Raw genomic sequence first — 16,111 nt, 5'->3', positions numbered from 1 at the left:
GAGAGCGCTCTCTCAGCACCCATCACAGAATGGCCACAACCGTCACCCCCGCCCCACCCTGCTTGATCATGAGGTTGGTGGCGGATTTGATCTGGCGGTTGCCGCCAACCTCATGATCAACGAGGTCGGGAGGGGGTCAGCCGGTGCGTACGCCGTCGAGCAGGGCGCGGTCGCCGGAGACGGTCAGGGTGTCGAAGCTGACCCGGCCCCAGAGCGCCAGCAGCAGGTCGCTGGCGGTGCCGGTGACCTGAACCCGGGCGTGATGGTCGTCGTGATCGAGGATGGTGCCGGTGTCGAGCAGGGCCACCCCCTCGCCGCGCAGCCGCAGATACCACTCCTGGTCGGCGTCGGTGGCGGTCAACCGGACCACGCCCGCCCACGGGCCGCCCGACTTGCGCCGGCCCGCCGGCAGCCAGGTGTCGAGTACCTCGCTCACCCCGTCGGCCGCGAGCTTCGCCTCGACCGGCTCACCCGCGGCGATGGCGAGTTGGGCGTCCCAACGGTGCACCGCCGTCTCGTGGGCCATCCGGCGCGGCCAGAAGCCCGCCTTCTTCGGCTGTGGAGCCCAGTTCCAGGCCGGCGCCTCCGGGTCGAGGGAGTCGAAGAGCGCCATCAGCTCGTCGTACGCCTGCTGCCACTGCTGCACGGCGGTGACGTCCGCCGCCGGCTCGACCGGCTGTGACCTGCCCTGCTGTGGTGCCGACGGATCGCCCGAGCCGGCCACGGCGTGCACCCACCGGTAGACGCCGGCGAGATGGCGGGTCAGGTCGGTCACGGTCCAACCGGGGCAGGACAGCACGGGTGTCTCGGGCGGTGCCTCGGCCACCGCGGCGGCGAACGCCGGGCCCTCCGCCCGGAGCGCGCCGATCCAGAAATCCTTGGTGCCGTGCAATCTGCTCATCGCCATCCTCCCGGGGGTGACCGGGCCACCAGTGGGTGCCACGGCTACCCCTCAGCCTAGGGTGAGAGGCGTGTCTGACGTCTACGCCCAGCCGACAGCCGCCGCGCAACCCGCCAGCACGGACGATCTGGCGCAATACACGACATTGTGTCTGGGTGGGCCCGCCGGCCGGGTGGTCAGCGCCACCACCGCCGCCGAGATCGTCAGCCGGGTACGCGAAGCGGACGCCGAGATCCTCCTGATCGCCGGCGGTAGCAACGTGGTGATCGGTGACGGCGGCTTCCCCGGCACGGTGGTGCTCGTCCGCTCCCGGGGGCTGCGGGTGGTCGCCGAGGACGAGCAGACCGTCACAGTACGGGTCGAGGCCGGCGAGCCGTGGGACGACCTGGTCGCCGCGACCGTACGCAACGGCTGGTCGGGGCTGGAGTGCCTGTCCGGCATCCCCGGCTCGACCGGTGCCACGCCGATCCAGAACGTCGGGGCGTACGGGCAGGAGGTCGCCGAGACCATCACCGCCGTGCAGGTCTACGACCGGACGGCCGGTGCCGTCGGGCAGGTCGAGGCCGCCGACTGCGGCTTCGCCTACCGGTCCAGCATCTTCAAGTACAACGAGCGCTGGGTGGTGCTCTCGGTGGACTTCCGACTGGCCCGCTCGCCGCTGTCCGGCCCGGTGCGCTACGCGGAACTCGCCCGGGCGCTCGGTGTCGAGGTCGGTGGCCGGGTGCCGCTGGCCCAGGCCCGGTCCACGGTGCTGGGGCTGCGCGCGGGCAAGGGCATGGTGCTCGACGCTGGCGACCCCGACACCCGCTCCGTCGGCTCGTTCTTCACCAACCCGGTCCTCGACGCCGCGACGTACGAACAGTTGCGGCAGCGAGCCGCCGGGCTGGGTGAGCCGCCGGCCTGGCCGGGTGCCGGTGACCTGGTCAAGGTCAGCGCCGCCTGGCTGATCGACAAGGCCGGTTTCGGCAAGGGGTATCCCGGCCCCGAGGGCACCGCCATCTCCTCCAAGCACACCCTCGCCCTGACCAACCCCACCGGCAAGGCCAGCACCGGGGCCCTGCTCACCCTGGCCCGCGAGATCCGCGACGGCGTCCAGTCCCGCTTCGGCGTAACCCTCCACCCCGAACCCGTCCTCATCAACTGCACCCTCTAACAACCCACCACCCTCGCGCCCCCAACCACCCCCGCCCTCTCGCGTTGATCATGAAGTTATTGCATCGGGCAAGCGTTTCCCGGGGCAACAACTTCATGATCAACCCGGGAAGGCGGGGGCGGGGGGGTGGGTGGGGCGGGTGGGGTCAGGTTTACTGGTTGGGGGCAATGGTGGGCCAGGGGACGGTTAGGCGGCCGTGGCGCCAGTGGCCGGGGCGGTCGAGGACGGGCCAGCCCTGGGCGCGGACGGTGGACACGGTGTGCAGCCAGCGCTGGCGGGGACCGAAGGGGGCATAGCCGGCGGCGGCGCGCCAGGCGTCGTCGAGGGCCCGGATCAGGTCGTGGATCCGCTCACCCGGCACGTTGCGGTGGATGAGCGCCTTCGGTAGCCGCTCGGCCAGCTCGGCCGGACTCCTCAGGGTCGCCAGCCGGGCGGCCAGGGTCAGCGAGCGTGGGCCGTCGGCATCGAGCAGCACCCAGCCGGCGAGGCGTCCCAACTCGTCACAGGTTCCCTCCACCAGCAGGCCACCCGTGGTCAACCCGGCGCACATCGTGGCCCACGCGTCGGCCACCTCGCTCTCGTCGTACTGGCGCAGCACGTTGAACGCGCGGACCAGGGTGGGACGCAGACCGGCCAGCTCGAAGCCGCCACGGGCGAAGGTGAGCCCGGGTGGATCGGCGGCGGGCTGCGCGTCGGCGACGCGTACCGGATCGATCTCCAGCCCGACCACCCGCACGTCCGCGCGGACCCGGGCGGTTAGCCGGGCGCGCAGCTCCACCGCGGTCACCGGGGTCGCACCGAAGCCGAGGTCCACCACGAGTGGGTCCGGTGCGGCGCGCAACGGGTCGGCGCAGGTCTGCACGATCCAGTTGTCCACCCGCCGCAGCCGGTTGGGCCCGGTGGTACCCCTGGTGACCACGCCGAGCGGCCGGGACGCCGGCACCACCGTCAGCCCGTCCGGTGCACCTTGTGCTGGGCGGCCTGGGCCAGCGGCCGGACCACGAGACGGTCCACGTTGACGTGCTGCGGTCTGGTGGCGCACCAGGCGATGCAGTCGGCGACATCCTCGGCGAGCAGCGGCTCGGCGACACCGGCATAGACCGCCTCCGCCCGCTCGGCGTCCCCGCCGAAGCGGGTCAACGAGAACTCGTCGGTCTTCACCATGCCCGGGTCGATCTCGATCACCCGCACCGGGCGCCCACACAACTCCAGCCGTAACGTGCCCGCGATCGCGGTCTGCGCGTGCTTCGCCGCGGTGTAGCCGCCGCCACCCTCGTAGACGGTGAAGCCGGCGGTCGACGAGACGACGACGATCGTGCCGCAACCCGAACCCTCCAGCGCTGGCAACAGCGCCTGGGTGACCCGCAGCGTGCCGAGCACGTTGACGTCGTACATCCACTGCCAGTCACCGATCGCGCCGGACTCCACCGGATCCAGCCCACGTGCCCCGCCCGCGTTGTTCACCAGGAGGGTCACCGGCCCGCCGACCTGCTGCGCGGCCCGGGCGAGGTCGGCCACCGACTCGTCGGAGGTGACGTCACAGCTCACCGCCGTGGCGGAACCGCCGGCCGCGGTGATCTCCGCGACCAGTTCGACCAGCCGGTCGGCACGCCGTGCCGCGGCGAGCACGTGGAAACCCTCGCTGGCGAGCCGCCGCGCGGTGGCGGCGCCGATCCCGCTGGATGCTCCGGTGACGATCGCGACACGACTCATCCGGCCATTCTCGCCCCCTGCCATCGGACGGCGGGCGGCGCGGTCGCCATGAGGTCGGTCACGCCCGAAGACCTGCCTGACGTATTACCCGTCGCCGATCGGGAAGATGACATCCGGCGTGGATTGTTGACGCAGGAGCGCCGGTCGTGCGGGGACGGCATCAACCGTGGCAAAGGGAGCGGACGTGGCGGAAGAGCACACCGGTGTCGGTCGTCAGCGAGGTGCCCTGCCGTGGCCGCGACCCCGGCGGATCGCGACCCTGTCGGTACACACCTCGCCGTTGCACCAGCCGGGCACCGGGGACGCGGGCGGGATGAACGTCTACATCCTGGAGGTCTCCCGACGACTGGCCGAGGCCAACGTCGAGGTCGAGATCTTCACCCGGGCCACCTCGGGCGACCTGCCACCGGTGGTGGAGGTGGCCCCCGGGGTGCACGTCCGGCACGTGATGGCGGGCCCGCTGGAGGGCCTAACCAAGGAGGAACTGCCCGGCCAGCTCTGCGCGTTCACCGCGGGCGTACTGCGCGCCGAGGCGGCCCGCCCGCCGGGCCACTACGACCTCATCCACTCCCACTACTGGCTCTCCGGGCAGGTCGGCTGGCTGGCCAAGGACCGCTGGGGGGTGCCGCTGGTGCACACCGCGCACACCCTCGCCAAGGTGAAGAACGCGCAGCTCGCCATCGGTGACCGGCCGGAGCCGAAGGCGCGGGTGATCGGTGAGGAACAGGTGGTGGCGGAGGCGGACCGGTTGGTGGCGAACACCCGGGTCGAGGCTGGGGACCTGATCGGCAGGTACGACGCCGACCCCACCCGGGTCACGGTGGTCGAGCCCGGGGTGGATCTGGAGCGGTTCCGTCCCGCCGTCGGCGACCGGGACGCGGCGACCACGGCCGCCCGGGTTCGGCTCGGCCTGCCGATCCGTGGTCATCTGGTCGCCTTCGTCGGGCGGATCCAGCCGCTGAAGGCACCCGATGTCCTCATCCGCGCGATCGCCGCCCTCCGTGCGCGAGACCCCGAACTGGCCCGCGAGGTGGCGGTGGTGATCTGTGGCGGGCCCAGCGGCACCGGGCTGGACCGGCCCACCGCGCTCATCGAGTTGGCCGCCTCGCTCGGCGTCACCGACCGGGTGCACTTCCTGCCGCCGCGCACCGGAGCGGAACTGCCCCTGCTGTACCAGGCGGCCGACCTGGTCGCGGTGCCGTCGTACAACGAATCCTTCGGCCTGGTCGCGCTGGAGGCCCAGGCCTGCGGTACGCCCGTGGTGGCCGCCGCCGTCGGTGGGCTGGTCACCGCGGTGCGTGACCAGGTCAGCGGGGTGCTGGTGCGTGGGCACGACCCGGCGGACTGGGCGATTACGCTGGCCCGCCTGTTGCCCGACCGGGCCCGACGGGCGGAAATGTCCGTCGGCGCCGCCCAGCATGCCCGGGCCTTCTCCTGGCATCGCACGGCCGCCGGCCTGCTCAGCGTCTACGGTGAGGCGATCGCCGACCACCGGGCCGGCCTGACCGCCGAACTCACCGCCTGCTGCTGACCGTGAGGGCCGGGCCAGGCGCTCTGGCCCGGTCCCCACGGGGGCAACGCAGGGAGGCACGGCGCTGCGCCAAAGTCGCCCGGCGGTGCCGGACCTGCACGGGTGACCGCCCGGCAGTCGGGCGACGCGGTGATGATCGCCGTAGAGTTGTCCGGATGAGCGACCTCGGTGCCCTTATCGAGTCCGTCTGCGCGGAGCGGGAACTCGCCTGCGAGTCCACCGGCTCAGGGTCGTACGCGGTGACCCTGCCCGGTACGCACAAGCTCAAGACAATCTGCAACCTGATCGTCGGTGAGCACGCGCTGCGGATCGAGGCGTTCGTGATGCGTCAGCCGGACGAGCGGCGCGAGGAACTGTGGGCCTGGCTGTTGCAGCGCAACGCCAAGATGTACGCCGTGTCGTTCTCCATCGACGCGGTCGGCGACGTCTACCTCACCGGCCGGGTCAACCCGGACGCTGTGGATGCCGACGAGTTGGACCGGCTGCTCGGCGCGGTGCTTACCTACGCCGACGAGTCCTTCGACACGATGCTGGAGATCGGCTTCGGCAGCTCGATTCGCCGCGAGTGGGAGTGGCGGGTGAAACGGGGTGAGTCGACCGCCAACCTGGCCGCCTTCGCGCATCTGTTCGAGCCCTCGGCGGCCACCCGCTCGGCTCCGCCGGCCGCAGCCGGAGACTCGGACGACTCTTGACGGCAGCCGGAGGTTCGGACCGCTCCTGACGGGTAAGCCGCTGCGCGCGGTGCGGCGTTGGGACCCGCCGCGCCGAGACGGCGAGTGGCGAGGAGCGTGAGCATCCATGGCTCAGCGAAGCAGCTCGGGTCGCGGCGGGACCGCGACCAGGACCAGGCGGCAGGGCGGCAACCAGACCCCGAACACGCCACGGATCTCCGAGTCGGAGATCTCCCGCATGCGGGTGGACGACATTCGGGGACAGCTGCGGCGACACGGGGTCTCCGGCATCTCGGCCCTGCGTAAGCCGGAACTGGTGAAGACACTGGCGAAGACGTTGCGGTCCAGTGGCGCCGGGCGTCGCAGCAGCGGTCCGGCCGGCCGGGCCGGTGCCACGAAGGCGTCCGGCACGAAACAGGCGACTTCCGGCCGGACGACGCCGGGACGGGCGAAGGCGGCACCGGGACGGGCCAAGGCGGCACCGGGACGAGCGAAGGCGGCACCGGGACGAGCGAAGGCGGCACCGGCACGGGCGAAGGCGGCACCGGGACGAGCGAAGGCGGCACCGGCACGGGCGAAGGCGGCGCCGGCGAAACGGGCTGCTCCGGCGCGTAAGGCGACCGGCACGGCGGCCAGGTCGACGACCGGCACCGCCCGCAAGGCGACAAGCGCGGCGCGCAGGTCCACGACGGGCGCGGCGCGGAAAAGCACCGCGGGAGCCCAACCGGCCGGTGGCGGCGCGGCGCGGACCGGTCGGTCGACGTCGCGGTCGGTCCGGTCGTCGCAGCTCATCTCCTCGCTCCAGGATCGGCCGGAGCGCCCCGGCCGCAGCCTGGTCACCACCAACCATGACGTCATTCGACGGTGGGCCCGGCAACGGGGCGCCAAGCCGGCGACGATCAGCGGTACCGAGCGTGCGGGTCGGGCCGGGGTGCTGACGTTCAACATCCCGGGTTATCGGGAGAGCAGCCGGATCCGCGAGATCACCTGGGACGAGTGGTTTCACACCTTCGACCTGCGTCGGCTGAACCTGATTTATCAGGAGCAGATGCGGGACGGCCGGCCGAGCAACTTTTTCCGGACCGAATCACCCGATCGGGAGGACGGCTGAGAGGTTTGCGGGAATAGTGCTCGGGTACCCGCAGTTGGCCTTGACCGAGGGCCTAGGCGCCGTCTCAAGGGGGATCGCGCTGTGACGGGCGAGACAGTCGCTCAGGTTGAATCCCGAGGTCGGGCCGCACTAACTTTATTGCACCGCGTCACGCTCGGTGCCGTTCGGGGGAGCGGCGGATCGATCAGATCTGTGCAGCCGGGTGAGACGCGGGGGACGGGTGGACCGACACCGTTGGGGGACGGTGGCCCACCTGTTTGGACCGGCGGCGCGAGCGGGCGTCGCTTACGGGGGTGAGTGCCGCCCGCCGCCGCCGGTCGTACGACGTGAAATGCCCGGCACGATTTCGTGCCGGGCATTACGCGTGTGCTCAGGAACGCCCGGCCAGCGACGGCTCGGCCCGTTCGCCCCGATGACGCAGGGTGGCGACGCGTCGCTCCCGCGCCGGCCCGGCGACCAGGTGCGCACCGGCGGCCAGCAGACCCAGTGCGCCCACCAGCAGCCAGTGCCCGTCGCCCCACCGTTGCAGGCTGAAGCCGCCGAGCGTCGGCGCGAGGAACGACGCCGCCGGGAAGGCCAGGTAGAACACCGACTGGTAGCGGGCCCGCAGCGCCGGTGGGGCCAGGTCCGCGTTGATCTGTGCGTTGGGTGGCGCGGCCAGCATCGAGCCGACCGTCCAGATCAGGCAGGCACCCAGGTAGAACACGAGGTCGTCGGCGACGGCGAGCGCGCCGAAGCCGACGGCGAGCAGCGCCGTCGACAGGGCCAGCACGTGGGCCTTCCGGTGGCGGTCGATGAGCCGGGGTACGAACAACTGCCCGAGCACGATCAGGACGCCGCCGAGGGCCACCACCGCGCCGTACGACGACGGCCCCAACCCGTCGGCACGCATGGCCAACGGCATGATCGTCGACGCCTGCATGGTCAGTACGGCGAGTACGAAGGTCAGCCCGACGAAAATCAGGAAGTGCCGATCGGTCAACGCGGTGTGCAGTCCGGGGCGACGCGGATGCCGGGCTCCAGCGGCCGGACTCGCCCGCGGCTGTCGGCGGGCCAGCGTCTCCGGAACCTTCCAGGCGATCAGCGCGGCGGTCGCCACCGTGGCGACCGCGTCGACCAGGAAGAGCGCCACGTAGCTCGCCTCGGCCAGCAGTCCGGCCAGCAGCGACGCGACGGCCATGCCGAGGTTGAACGCCCAAAACTGCAGGTTGAAGGCGCGGGACCGGCGATGCTCCGGTACCACGTCGACGATCGCGGCGACGAAGGCCGGGCTCGGCATCGAGTGCGTCACCCCGACCAGCAGGGCGAGCGTCGCGATCACGCCCAGGTGATGGCTGAGAGCCAGCGCGACCATCAGGGCGGCGGTGAGCAGGTGAGCTGCCACCAGGGTCGAGCGTCGACCCCACCGGTCGGCCAGCACCCCACCGAGCAGGACCCCGACCGCACCACCCGCACCGAACCCACCGACCACCACTCCGGCCAGCGCCTCGCTGGCGCCCCGGGCGGCGGTCAGGTAGAGCGACAGGAAGAGCATCGCGAACGCGCCGGCCCGGTTGATCAGCAGGCCGACCCAGAGGTACCAGAAGGTCGCGGGCAGGCCACCCGCGGTGTCGGTCAGCCAGCGACGAAGCGCCCCGGTCGGTGGCGGCTCGTGCTGCTGCTCGGCCGGCACCGCGACCTTCCTAATCTGTTCGGACACCTAACAGATATTGCCTGGGCTGGTCGGCGGGAGAGACCCGGGGTGGCGGGGTTCACCTCCGGGAGGTGGCCACCGGCTCGGCCGCCTGCGGTGCGGCGGGCTGCGGTGCGGTCGACTGCACCGTCACCACGGGGGCGGCGCCGGCGGTACGCAACACGAGGGCACGCCGTTCCCGCGCGGGCCCGGAGAGCAGGTGGCCCACCGCCATGACCAGGCCGATCGCCGCACAGCCGGCCCAGAGGGTCGCGTTACCGGCCTGCTCCCGCACCAGTCCGCCGAGGATCGGCGCCGCCGCCCCGGCCAGCTGCCAGGAGAGCGAGAAGACGCCCTGGTAGCGGCCACGCAGCTCGGTCGGGGAGAGTTCGGCGATGAGGGTGGCGTTGGACGGCGAGTTGAGCATCTCCCCGAGCGTCCAGATCAGCACCGTCAGCCCGTAGAACCAGGCGACCTCGGCGAATGCGGTCAGCCCGAAGCCCACGCCCATCACCACCGCGGCCAGGGCGAGCACGTGTGAGCGGTTGCGCCCCTTGATCAGTCGGGGCACGAAGAGCTGGCCTGCCACGATCAGCACGCCGTTGAGTGCGATCACCGATCCGTACGTGGCGGGGCTCAGGCCGGAGTCGGCCATCGCGATCGGCAGCATCGAGATGTGCTGAAGGAAGACCAGCGCCCCGAGGAGATTCAGCGCGACGAAGCCGAGGAAGACCCGATCGGTCAGGATGGTCCGCAGGGCACCGGCCGAGACGCCGCCGCGCGGCATGCCGACGGTGACCGTCCGGGTCTCCCTGACCTTCACGAAGATGATCAGCGCGGTGACCACCGTGGTGGTCGCATTGACCACGAAGAGCAGCAGGTAGCCGGCCTGCGCGGCGAACCCGGCGAGCACGGCGGCGCAGGCGAAACCGAGGTTGATCGCCCAGTAGTTGAGCGAGAAGGCGCGAAGCCGGTCCCGCTCCGGCACCACGTCGATCATCATCGCGCCGAACGCGGGGCGGGCCGCCTCGGCGAAGAGGCCGAGCAGCAACGCGCCCGCTGCGACGGTCCACAGGTCACGGGCGAAGCCCAGGGCGAGCATCATGGCCGCGGCGCCGAGGTGGGCGGTGAGCAGGGTCGGTCGGCGACCCCATCGGTCGGTCAGGGTGCCGCCGGCGGTGGTGCCGACCGCACCGCCGACGCCCCACGCGCCGAGCACCAGCCCGGCCTGCGAGGCGGAGAAGCCGCGTTCCTGGGTCAGGTAGATGGCGAGGAAGACCAGGACGAACGAGCCGAGCCGGTTGATCAGCGTGCCCGTCCAGAGGTACCAGAAGGTCCTCGGTAGCCCGCCCGTGGTGTCCCGGAACCACCCCTGCATCGCGCGCACGCCCGCGCCCCCGTTTCCGTAATGCCTGGAGATCTATTTGATCCTTACCAACCTAGTGGCGTGCCGGAATCAAGGTCACCCGTATTTCCACGTGGTGGTCGTCACCACCCTTCCCGCGCGTGCCATTGCGGGTTGCGGCAGGATGATCGGCATGACAGCTAGCGAGGGGCCCACCGTCGGGACGCTGGTCCTGCTGCGGCACGGCGAGAGCGACTGGAACGCCAAGAACCTCTTCACCGGCTGGGTCGACGTCGACCTGACCGCGAAGGGCGAGGACGAGGCGCGCCGCGGCGGCGAGCTGCTGCGCGAGCACGGCCTGCTGCCGGACGTGGTGCACACCAGCGTGATGCGCCGCGCCATCCGGACCGCCGAGTTGGCGCTGAACGCCGCGGACCGGCACTGGATCGCGGTGCGTCGGTCCTGGCGGCTGAACGAGCGCCACTATGGGGCGTTGCAGGGCAAGAACAAGAAGCAGACCCTGGATGAGTACGGCGAGGAGCAGTTCATGCTCTGGCGCCGGTCGTACGACACCCCGCCGCCGCCGATCGAGGACGACGACGAGTGGTCGCAGGTGGGTGATCCGCGTTACGCGCTGCTGCCGACCGAGCTGATGCCGCGTACCGAGTGCCTGAAGGACGTCGTCGAGCGGATGCTGCCGTACTGGTACGACTCGATCGTGCCGGACATCCTGGCCGGCCGCACGGTGCTGGTGGCCGCGCACGGCAACTCGTTGCGGGCGTTGGTCAAGCACCTGGACCAGATCAGTGACGAGGCCATCGCGAAGCTCAACATCCCCACCGGAATTCCGCTGCGCTACGACCTGGACCCGCTGCTGCGTCCGCAGACGCTGGGCGGCACCTACCTCGACCCGGAGGCCGCCAAGGCGGCTGCCGCCGCCGTGGCCAACCAGGGTCGTTGAGTCGACCGAGGACGTCGAGACGGACCGAGGGGCCCCGGTGCTGGCCGGGGCCCCTCCGCGTGCTCAGGGAGAGGTGACCGGTTCGCCGGTGATCAGGTAGACCACGTGTTCGGCGCTGTTGACCGCGTGGTCGGCGAAACGCTCGTAGAAGCGACCGAGCAGGGTGGCGTCGATGGCGGTCTCCACCCCGTACGGCCAGTCCGCGCCGAGCAGCACCCCGAACAACCCCTTGTGCAGCTCGTCCATGGCGTCGTCGTCGCTGTCCAGTTCGGCGGCCAGGTCGGCGTCGGGGTGGGCCAGCACCGAGGCGATCTTCTCGGCCATCCGGTCGGCGATGCCCGCCATGTCCGTGAAGACCGGGCGCAGCTCCGCCGGGACGGCCGGCGACGGGTGCCGGCGAAGCGCGGTCTTGGCCACGTGGTCGGCCAGGTCGCCCATCCGCTCCAGATCGGCGGCCACGTGCAGCGCAGTGATCATGGCGCGCAGGTCGGAGGCGACCGGTGCCTGGCGGGCCAGCAGATCGCAGACGCGCTCCTCCACCTGGCGGTACAGCCCGTCGATCTCCGCGTCCCGCTCGATCACGGACTCGGCAGCCCGGCGGTCGGCGGTGAGCAGGGCGCGGGTCGCCTGCCGCAGCGCCGCCCGAACTCCGTCGGCCATCTCGACAAGCAGTTGGCTGACGGCCTCAAGTTCGGCCCGGAACTCGTCGCGCATCGTCACGTCCTGTCCGTCGGCGCCGGCGAGCCCGCCGGCGGGGATTTGCGCTGGTACGCCGCCAAGCTATGACTCCCGGGCGGATCGGAGGTGAACGCTGGTGAACTACGCCGGACGCGCGGGTGAACTTTCCCGGAAGTGAGAGTGCTTCGTCCTGTTCTGGGCGATAGCCAGGTTAACAATGACCATACGATCGCCGAGTGACGTGGGCGGTGACGGTGGGTGTGGCTGCGGCCCTGGTGATCGGGGTCGCCGCCGGCCTGTGGTTGTCCCGGTTCGGTAAGGGGAGGCTCGCGATCGTCGACGAAGTGCAGGTCGGGCTCGGCCGCCGCGCGATCGATTCGCTGCGCGCGGGGGTCGTGGTGCTCGACGCGGACGATGTGCCCGTACTTGTCAATCCCGCGGCACGGGCGATGGGGCTGCTGCGTACCGGTGGGCGGCCGGGTTCGATCATGGCGCATCCGCTGATTCGTACCCTGGCGGGGCAGGTGCGGCGCACCGGGGTGCGGCGCGAGATCGAACTCGACCTGCCCCGAGGTCGCGACAACGCCGGGGAGAATCCGCTTGGCGTGCACCTGCGCGCGATGGGGCTGGGCAACGGCTACATCGCGGTGGAGGCGGCCGACGTGACCGAATCGCACCGGTTGGCCCGGGTGCGCCGGGACTTCGTGGCCAATGTCAGCCACGAACTGAAGACCCCGATCGGCGCGTTGCAGCTGCTCGCCGAGGCGCTGCTGGACGCCACCGAGCCGGCCGACGAGGGGCGCCCGGATCTCTCCGAGGATATGGTCGCCGCCCGGCGGTTCGCCGAACGTATCCAGCACGAGTCGACCCGGTTGGGCCGGCTGGTGCAGGAGCTGCTGGAGTTGACCCGACTTCAGGGCGCCGAACCGCAGCCGGCTCCCGAGCCGGTCGCGGTGGACTGGGTGATCTCCGAGGTGATCGATCGCACCCGGACCGCCGCCGCCGCCCGCCGGATCGAGGTGACCGTCGAAGCGGAGCGGGGCCTGACCGTGTACGGCAGCGACAACCAACTCGCCACCGCGGTGGCGAATCTGGTGGAGAACGCCCTGAACTACTCCGGCGAGGACACGACGGTACGCATCGCCGCCCGGGCCGCCGGGGAGCAGGTGGAGATCGCGGTCACCGACCAGGGCATCGGCATCGCCCCCACCGACGTCGACCGCATCTTCGAGCGGTTCTACCGGGCCGATCAGGCGCGGTCGCGGGCCACCGGCGGCACCGGCCTCGGGTTGGCGATCGTCAAGCACATCGCGAGCAACCATGGCGGCCGGGTGGAGGTGGCGAGCACTCTTGGTGGTGGGTCGACGTTCACCCTCCGGCTGCCCGCCCGCCCGCCGGACGACCTGCTGGCGACACTGCCGCCTGCTGAGATCGAGGCCGGTCCGGCCGAGCTCCGGCAGGTCTGAACCGCACCTGGATCAGGCCGGGCTCCACCCGGTCCGACCGATGAAAGGAAACGCCGTTGAGTCGCGTTCTGGTGGTCGAGGACGAGGAGTCGTTCTCGGACGCACTGTCGTACATGCTCCGCAAGGAGGGGTTCGAGGTCTCCGTGGCCGCCACGGGGACGTCGGCTCTCACCGAGTTCGACCGGACCGGTGCCGACATCGTCCTGCTCGACCTGATGCTGCCGGAGATGTCCGGTACCGAGGTCTGCCGGCAGCTGCGCCAGCGCTCGCACGTGCCGATCATCATGGTCACGGCTCGGGACAGCGAGATCGACAAGGTGGTCGGCCTGGAGATCGGGGCCGACGACTACGTGACCAAGCCGTACTCCCCCCGGGAACTGGTCGCCCGGATCCGCGCGGTGCTGCGCCGGCAGAGCCCGGAGGCCCCCGAGTCGGGCGCGCCGACGCTCGCCGCCGGTCCGGTCCGGATGGACATCGAGCGGCACGTGGTGACGGTGGACGGCGGCGCGGTGCAACTGCCGCTCAAGGAGTTCGAGCTGCTCGAACTGCTGCTGCGCAACGCGGGCCGGGTGCTCACCCGGGGGCAGTTGATCGACCGCGTCTGGGGCGCCGACTACGTCGGCGACACGAAGACGCTGGACGTGCACGTCAAGCGGCTGCGCTCCAAGATCGAGCCGGAGCCGTCCACTCCGCGTCACATCGTCACGGTGCGCGGTCTCGGCTACAAGTTCGAGCCCTGATCGGGCCGAGCCGCACCGGCTCGTGACTGCCATCGTTGGTGACGGTCTGTCGCTGAGTCGGCGCGGTTGCGTTGGGTGACGTCGCAGCCACCTACCCAACCCTCTACTCGGCTCCTTTGCTCTGCTTACCTATACGCACAACTCGCTGAACAGGACTTATGCGGGCCGCTCTTGCGGCTGGCGGCGAGACGCAGACCACAGAGAGTTACCTGTGCGTATAGGTAAGCAGAGCAAAGGCGGCAAGGGGGTCGGTCGGGTCGGGTGCGGATGGTTACCACGTGTGACGGCCGCCCTGCTCCGACATGCCGGCACGCGGCTCCGCGTCAGGCGCCGTCGGCCGGGTGCGGGGCGACGAGGCCCTGCCGGCTCCGCGCCGCGCACAACTCGGCCAGCCTGGCGTACGCCGGCTCGCCGATGAGCGCGGTCAACTCCGGGGCGTACGACAGGTACATCGGGTCGGCACCGACGTGCGCGTCGGTGGACGAGGTGCACCACCAGTCGAGGTCGTGCCCGCCGGCACCCCACCCGCGCCTGTCGAACTCGGCAAGCGTGGACACCAGCACCTTGGTGTTGTCCGGCCGCTTCACCCACTCCTGATCACGGCGGATCGGCAGCTGCCAGCACACGTCCGGCTTGTACTCCAGCGGATGCGCCCCGTCGCGCAGCGCTTGGGCGTGCAGCGCGCAGCCGCCCCCGCCCGGGAAGTCCGCGTCGTTGAGGAAGACGCAGGGCCCGTCGGCGTCCTGGGTGGCGGTCCGCCGGGCCGGGTTCTTGCCGTCGACGGTGTCGTTCGCGGTCCAGTTCTTGAACCCACGCCGATAGTGCTGCCAGGTCTGCGGGGTCAGTCGCTTCACCGCGGCCCGTACCCGTGACTCGTCGTCGGAGTCGGTGAAGAACGCGCCGTGCGAGCAGCAGCCGTCGGCCGACCGGCCGGCGATGATGCCGTGGCAGCCCCGGCCGAAGATGCATGTCCACCGGGACAGCAACCAGGTGAGGTCGGCCCGGATCAGATGCCGCTCGTCCGCCGGGTCGACGAACTCGATCCACTCCCGGGGGAAGTCCAGTGGCACCTCCCGGCTGCGCGGGTCGGCCGGGTCGTCCACCAGCACGCGGAGTTCGATCTGCCCTGTCACTCGGCCAGCGTACGCGTGGTGCGGCGGGCAGGTCGCCGAGTGGCGCGAACCGGGTGGGCCTAGGGTTTCCCCATGCGACTGGGTGTCCTCGACGTCGGTTCCAACACGGTGCACCTGCTGGTGGTCGACGCCCACCGCGGCGCACACCCGTGGCCGGCGCATTCGGAGAAGGCCGTCCTGCGCCTCGCCGAGCAGATCGGACCGGACGGCGCGCTCCGCGAGGCCGGCGCGGACGCCCTGGTCAAGGCGGTGGAGGCGGCGCGTACGTCGGCCGCCGGCCTGGAGGTCGACGACCTGATCGCCTTCGCCACCTCCGCGGTGCGTGACGCCACCAACGCGGCCGACGTCCTGACCCGGGTACGGGACTCCACAGGTGTACGGCTGGAGGTGCTCTCCGGCGCCGACGAGGCGCGGATGACCTTCCTCGCGGTCCGCCGGTGGTTCGGCTGGTCCGCCGGGCGGCTGCTGGTGCTGGACATCGGTGGCGGCTCGCTGGAGATCGCGGCCGGTATCGACGAGGACCCGGACGTCGCGGTATCGCTGCCCCTGGGCGCCGGTCGGCTGACCCGGGACCGGCTCGGGGTGGATCCGCAGAGCACCGTCCCGCCCGCACCGGAGACGGTGGAGGAACTGCGGCAATACGTCGACGCCCACCTCGATCCGGTGGTCGAGCGGATGACCGAGGTGGGTTGGGAACGGCCGGTGGCTACCTCCAAGACCTTCCGTACGCTGGCCCGACTCGCCGGTGCCGCGCCCAGCGGGGCCGGGCTCTGGGCCCGACGTCGACTCACCCGGTCCGGCCTGCGACAGGTGCTCGGCTTTATCCGGCACATCCCACCCGCGCAGCTCGTCGAGTTGGAGGGGGTCAGCGCCGGGCGCGCCCACCAACTGCTGGCCGGCGCCGTGGTCGCCGAGTCGGTGATGCGTCGAATCGGCGTGGACTCCCTGGACGTGTGTCCGTGGGCACTGCGGGAGGGCGTGATCCTCAGCCGGATGGATCGACTCGCTCCGGTGTGATCCCCGTCGTCCTCGCTGT

Annotated in this window: 15 protein-coding genes; 8 read left to right on the top strand and 7 right to left on the bottom strand. The window is 71.2% G+C overall.

All coding sequences use genetic code 11. The annotated features are described in order from the left end of the window. Positions 1–136 precede the first annotated feature (136 nt). Positions 137–901: a maleylpyruvate isomerase family mycothiol-dependent enzyme gene (locus O7601_RS03760; RefSeq protein ID WP_281564869.1), complete on the bottom strand. Its 765-nt coding sequence runs from the start codon at positions 899–901 to the stop codon at positions 137–139. Positions 902–971: 70 nt separating this feature from the next. Here O7601_RS03760 and O7601_RS03755 point away from each other — a divergent pair, with 70 nt between their 5' ends. Then, positions 972–2,054, top strand: a complete 1,083-nt coding sequence (locus O7601_RS03755; protein ID WP_281564868.1) for a UDP-N-acetylmuramate dehydrogenase — start codon at positions 972–974, stop codon at positions 2,052–2,054. 151 nt (positions 2,055–2,205) lie between these two features. Here the strand turns inward: O7601_RS03755 and O7601_RS03750 are convergent, their stop codons facing one another. Together O7601_RS03750 and O7601_RS03745 are read right to left on the bottom strand one after the other, a co-directional pair. Then, positions 2,206–3,006 (bottom strand): class I SAM-dependent methyltransferase, encoded by an 801-nt coding sequence (locus O7601_RS03750; RefSeq protein ID WP_281566783.1) that lies wholly within the window; start codon positions 3,004–3,006, stop codon positions 2,206–2,208. Next, positions 3,003–3,767: an SDR family oxidoreductase gene (locus O7601_RS03745; RefSeq protein ID WP_281564867.1), complete on the bottom strand. Its 765-nt coding sequence runs from the start codon at positions 3,765–3,767 to the stop codon at positions 3,003–3,005. Before O7601_RS03745 ends, O7601_RS03750 begins: the two co-directional genes overlap by 4 nt. Before the next feature lie 184 nt (positions 3,768–3,951). Between O7601_RS03745 and mshA the strand changes: the two genes are divergently transcribed. From mshA to O7601_RS03730, 3 genes are all read left to right on the top strand, one after another. Beyond that, positions 3,952–5,298 carry a D-inositol-3-phosphate glycosyltransferase gene (mshA, locus tag O7601_RS03740; protein WP_281564866.1) on the top strand — a complete coding sequence of 449 codons (1,347 nt, stop codon included), beginning with the start codon at positions 3,952–3,954 and terminating at the stop codon, positions 5,296–5,298. 155 nt (positions 5,299–5,453) lie between these two features. After that, entirely contained in the window at positions 5,454–5,990 is a 537-nt protein-coding gene (locus O7601_RS03735) for a YbjN domain-containing protein (RefSeq protein ID WP_281564865.1), read from the top strand. 217 nt (positions 5,991–6,207) lie between these two features. After that, on the top strand, positions 6,208–7,080 hold the full coding sequence (locus O7601_RS03730) for a hypothetical protein (RefSeq protein ID WP_281566782.1): 873 nt from the start codon (positions 6,208–6,210) through the stop codon (positions 7,078–7,080). A gap of 370 nt (positions 7,081–7,450) precedes the next feature. Here the strand turns inward: O7601_RS03730 and O7601_RS03725 are convergent, their stop codons facing one another. Beyond that, on the bottom strand, positions 7,451–8,698 hold the full coding sequence (locus O7601_RS03725; protein ID WP_281566781.1) for an MFS transporter: 1,248 nt from the start codon (positions 8,696–8,698) through the stop codon (positions 7,451–7,453). A 133-nt stretch (positions 8,699–8,831) separates the two neighbouring features. Then, the gene (locus tag O7601_RS03720; protein WP_281564864.1) at positions 8,832–10,139 is read right to left on the bottom strand and encodes an MFS transporter; all 1,308 of its coding nucleotides are present in this window, start codon (positions 10,137–10,139) and stop codon (positions 8,832–8,834) included. Positions 10,140–10,290: 151 nt separating this feature from the next. Here O7601_RS03720 and O7601_RS03715 point away from each other — a divergent pair, with 151 nt between their 5' ends. Further along, the gene (locus O7601_RS03715) at positions 10,291–11,058 is read left to right on the top strand and encodes a phosphoglyceromutase (RefSeq protein ID WP_093403711.1); all 768 of its coding nucleotides are present in this window, start codon (positions 10,291–10,293) and stop codon (positions 11,056–11,058) included. Positions 11,059–11,121: 63 nt separating this feature from the next. Here O7601_RS03715 and phoU read toward each other — a convergent pair whose 3' ends face one another. Further along, on the bottom strand, positions 11,122–11,772 hold the full coding sequence (gene phoU / locus O7601_RS03710) for a phosphate signaling complex protein PhoU (protein ID WP_281566780.1): 651 nt from the start codon (positions 11,770–11,772) through the stop codon (positions 11,122–11,124). A 200-nt stretch (positions 11,773–11,972) separates the two neighbouring features. Here phoU and O7601_RS03705 point away from each other — a divergent pair, with 200 nt between their 5' ends. After that, positions 11,973–13,202 (top strand): ATP-binding protein, encoded by a 1,230-nt coding sequence (locus O7601_RS03705; protein ID WP_281564863.1) that lies wholly within the window; start codon positions 11,973–11,975, stop codon positions 13,200–13,202. Between the two features lie 56 nt (positions 13,203–13,258). Continuing rightward, positions 13,259–13,942 (top strand): response regulator transcription factor, encoded by a 684-nt coding sequence (locus O7601_RS03700; protein WP_093403456.1) that lies wholly within the window; start codon positions 13,259–13,261, stop codon positions 13,940–13,942. Positions 13,943–14,265: 323 nt separating this feature from the next. On the opposite strand, the gene O7601_RS03695 is transcribed toward O7601_RS03700, so the two are convergent. Then, entirely contained in the window at positions 14,266–15,075 is an 810-nt protein-coding gene (locus O7601_RS03695) for a hypothetical protein (protein WP_281564862.1), read from the bottom strand. 72 nt (positions 15,076–15,147) lie between these two features. On the opposite strand from O7601_RS03695, the gene O7601_RS03690 reads away from it, so the two are divergent. Beyond that, positions 15,148–16,092 carry a Ppx/GppA phosphatase family protein gene (locus O7601_RS03690; RefSeq protein WP_281564861.1) on the top strand — a complete coding sequence of 315 codons (945 nt, stop codon included), beginning with the start codon at positions 15,148–15,150 and terminating at the stop codon, positions 16,090–16,092. Positions 16,093–16,111 lie beyond the last annotated feature (19 nt).

Origin of the sequence: Verrucosispora sp. WMMD573 (assembly GCF_027497175.1) — a bacterium.
Lineage (GTDB): Bacteria > Actinomycetota > Actinomycetes > Mycobacteriales > Micromonosporaceae > Micromonospora.
The sequence above is the reverse complement of the archived record's forward strand: the minus strand, read 5'-3'. Positions and strand labels throughout refer to the sequence as shown.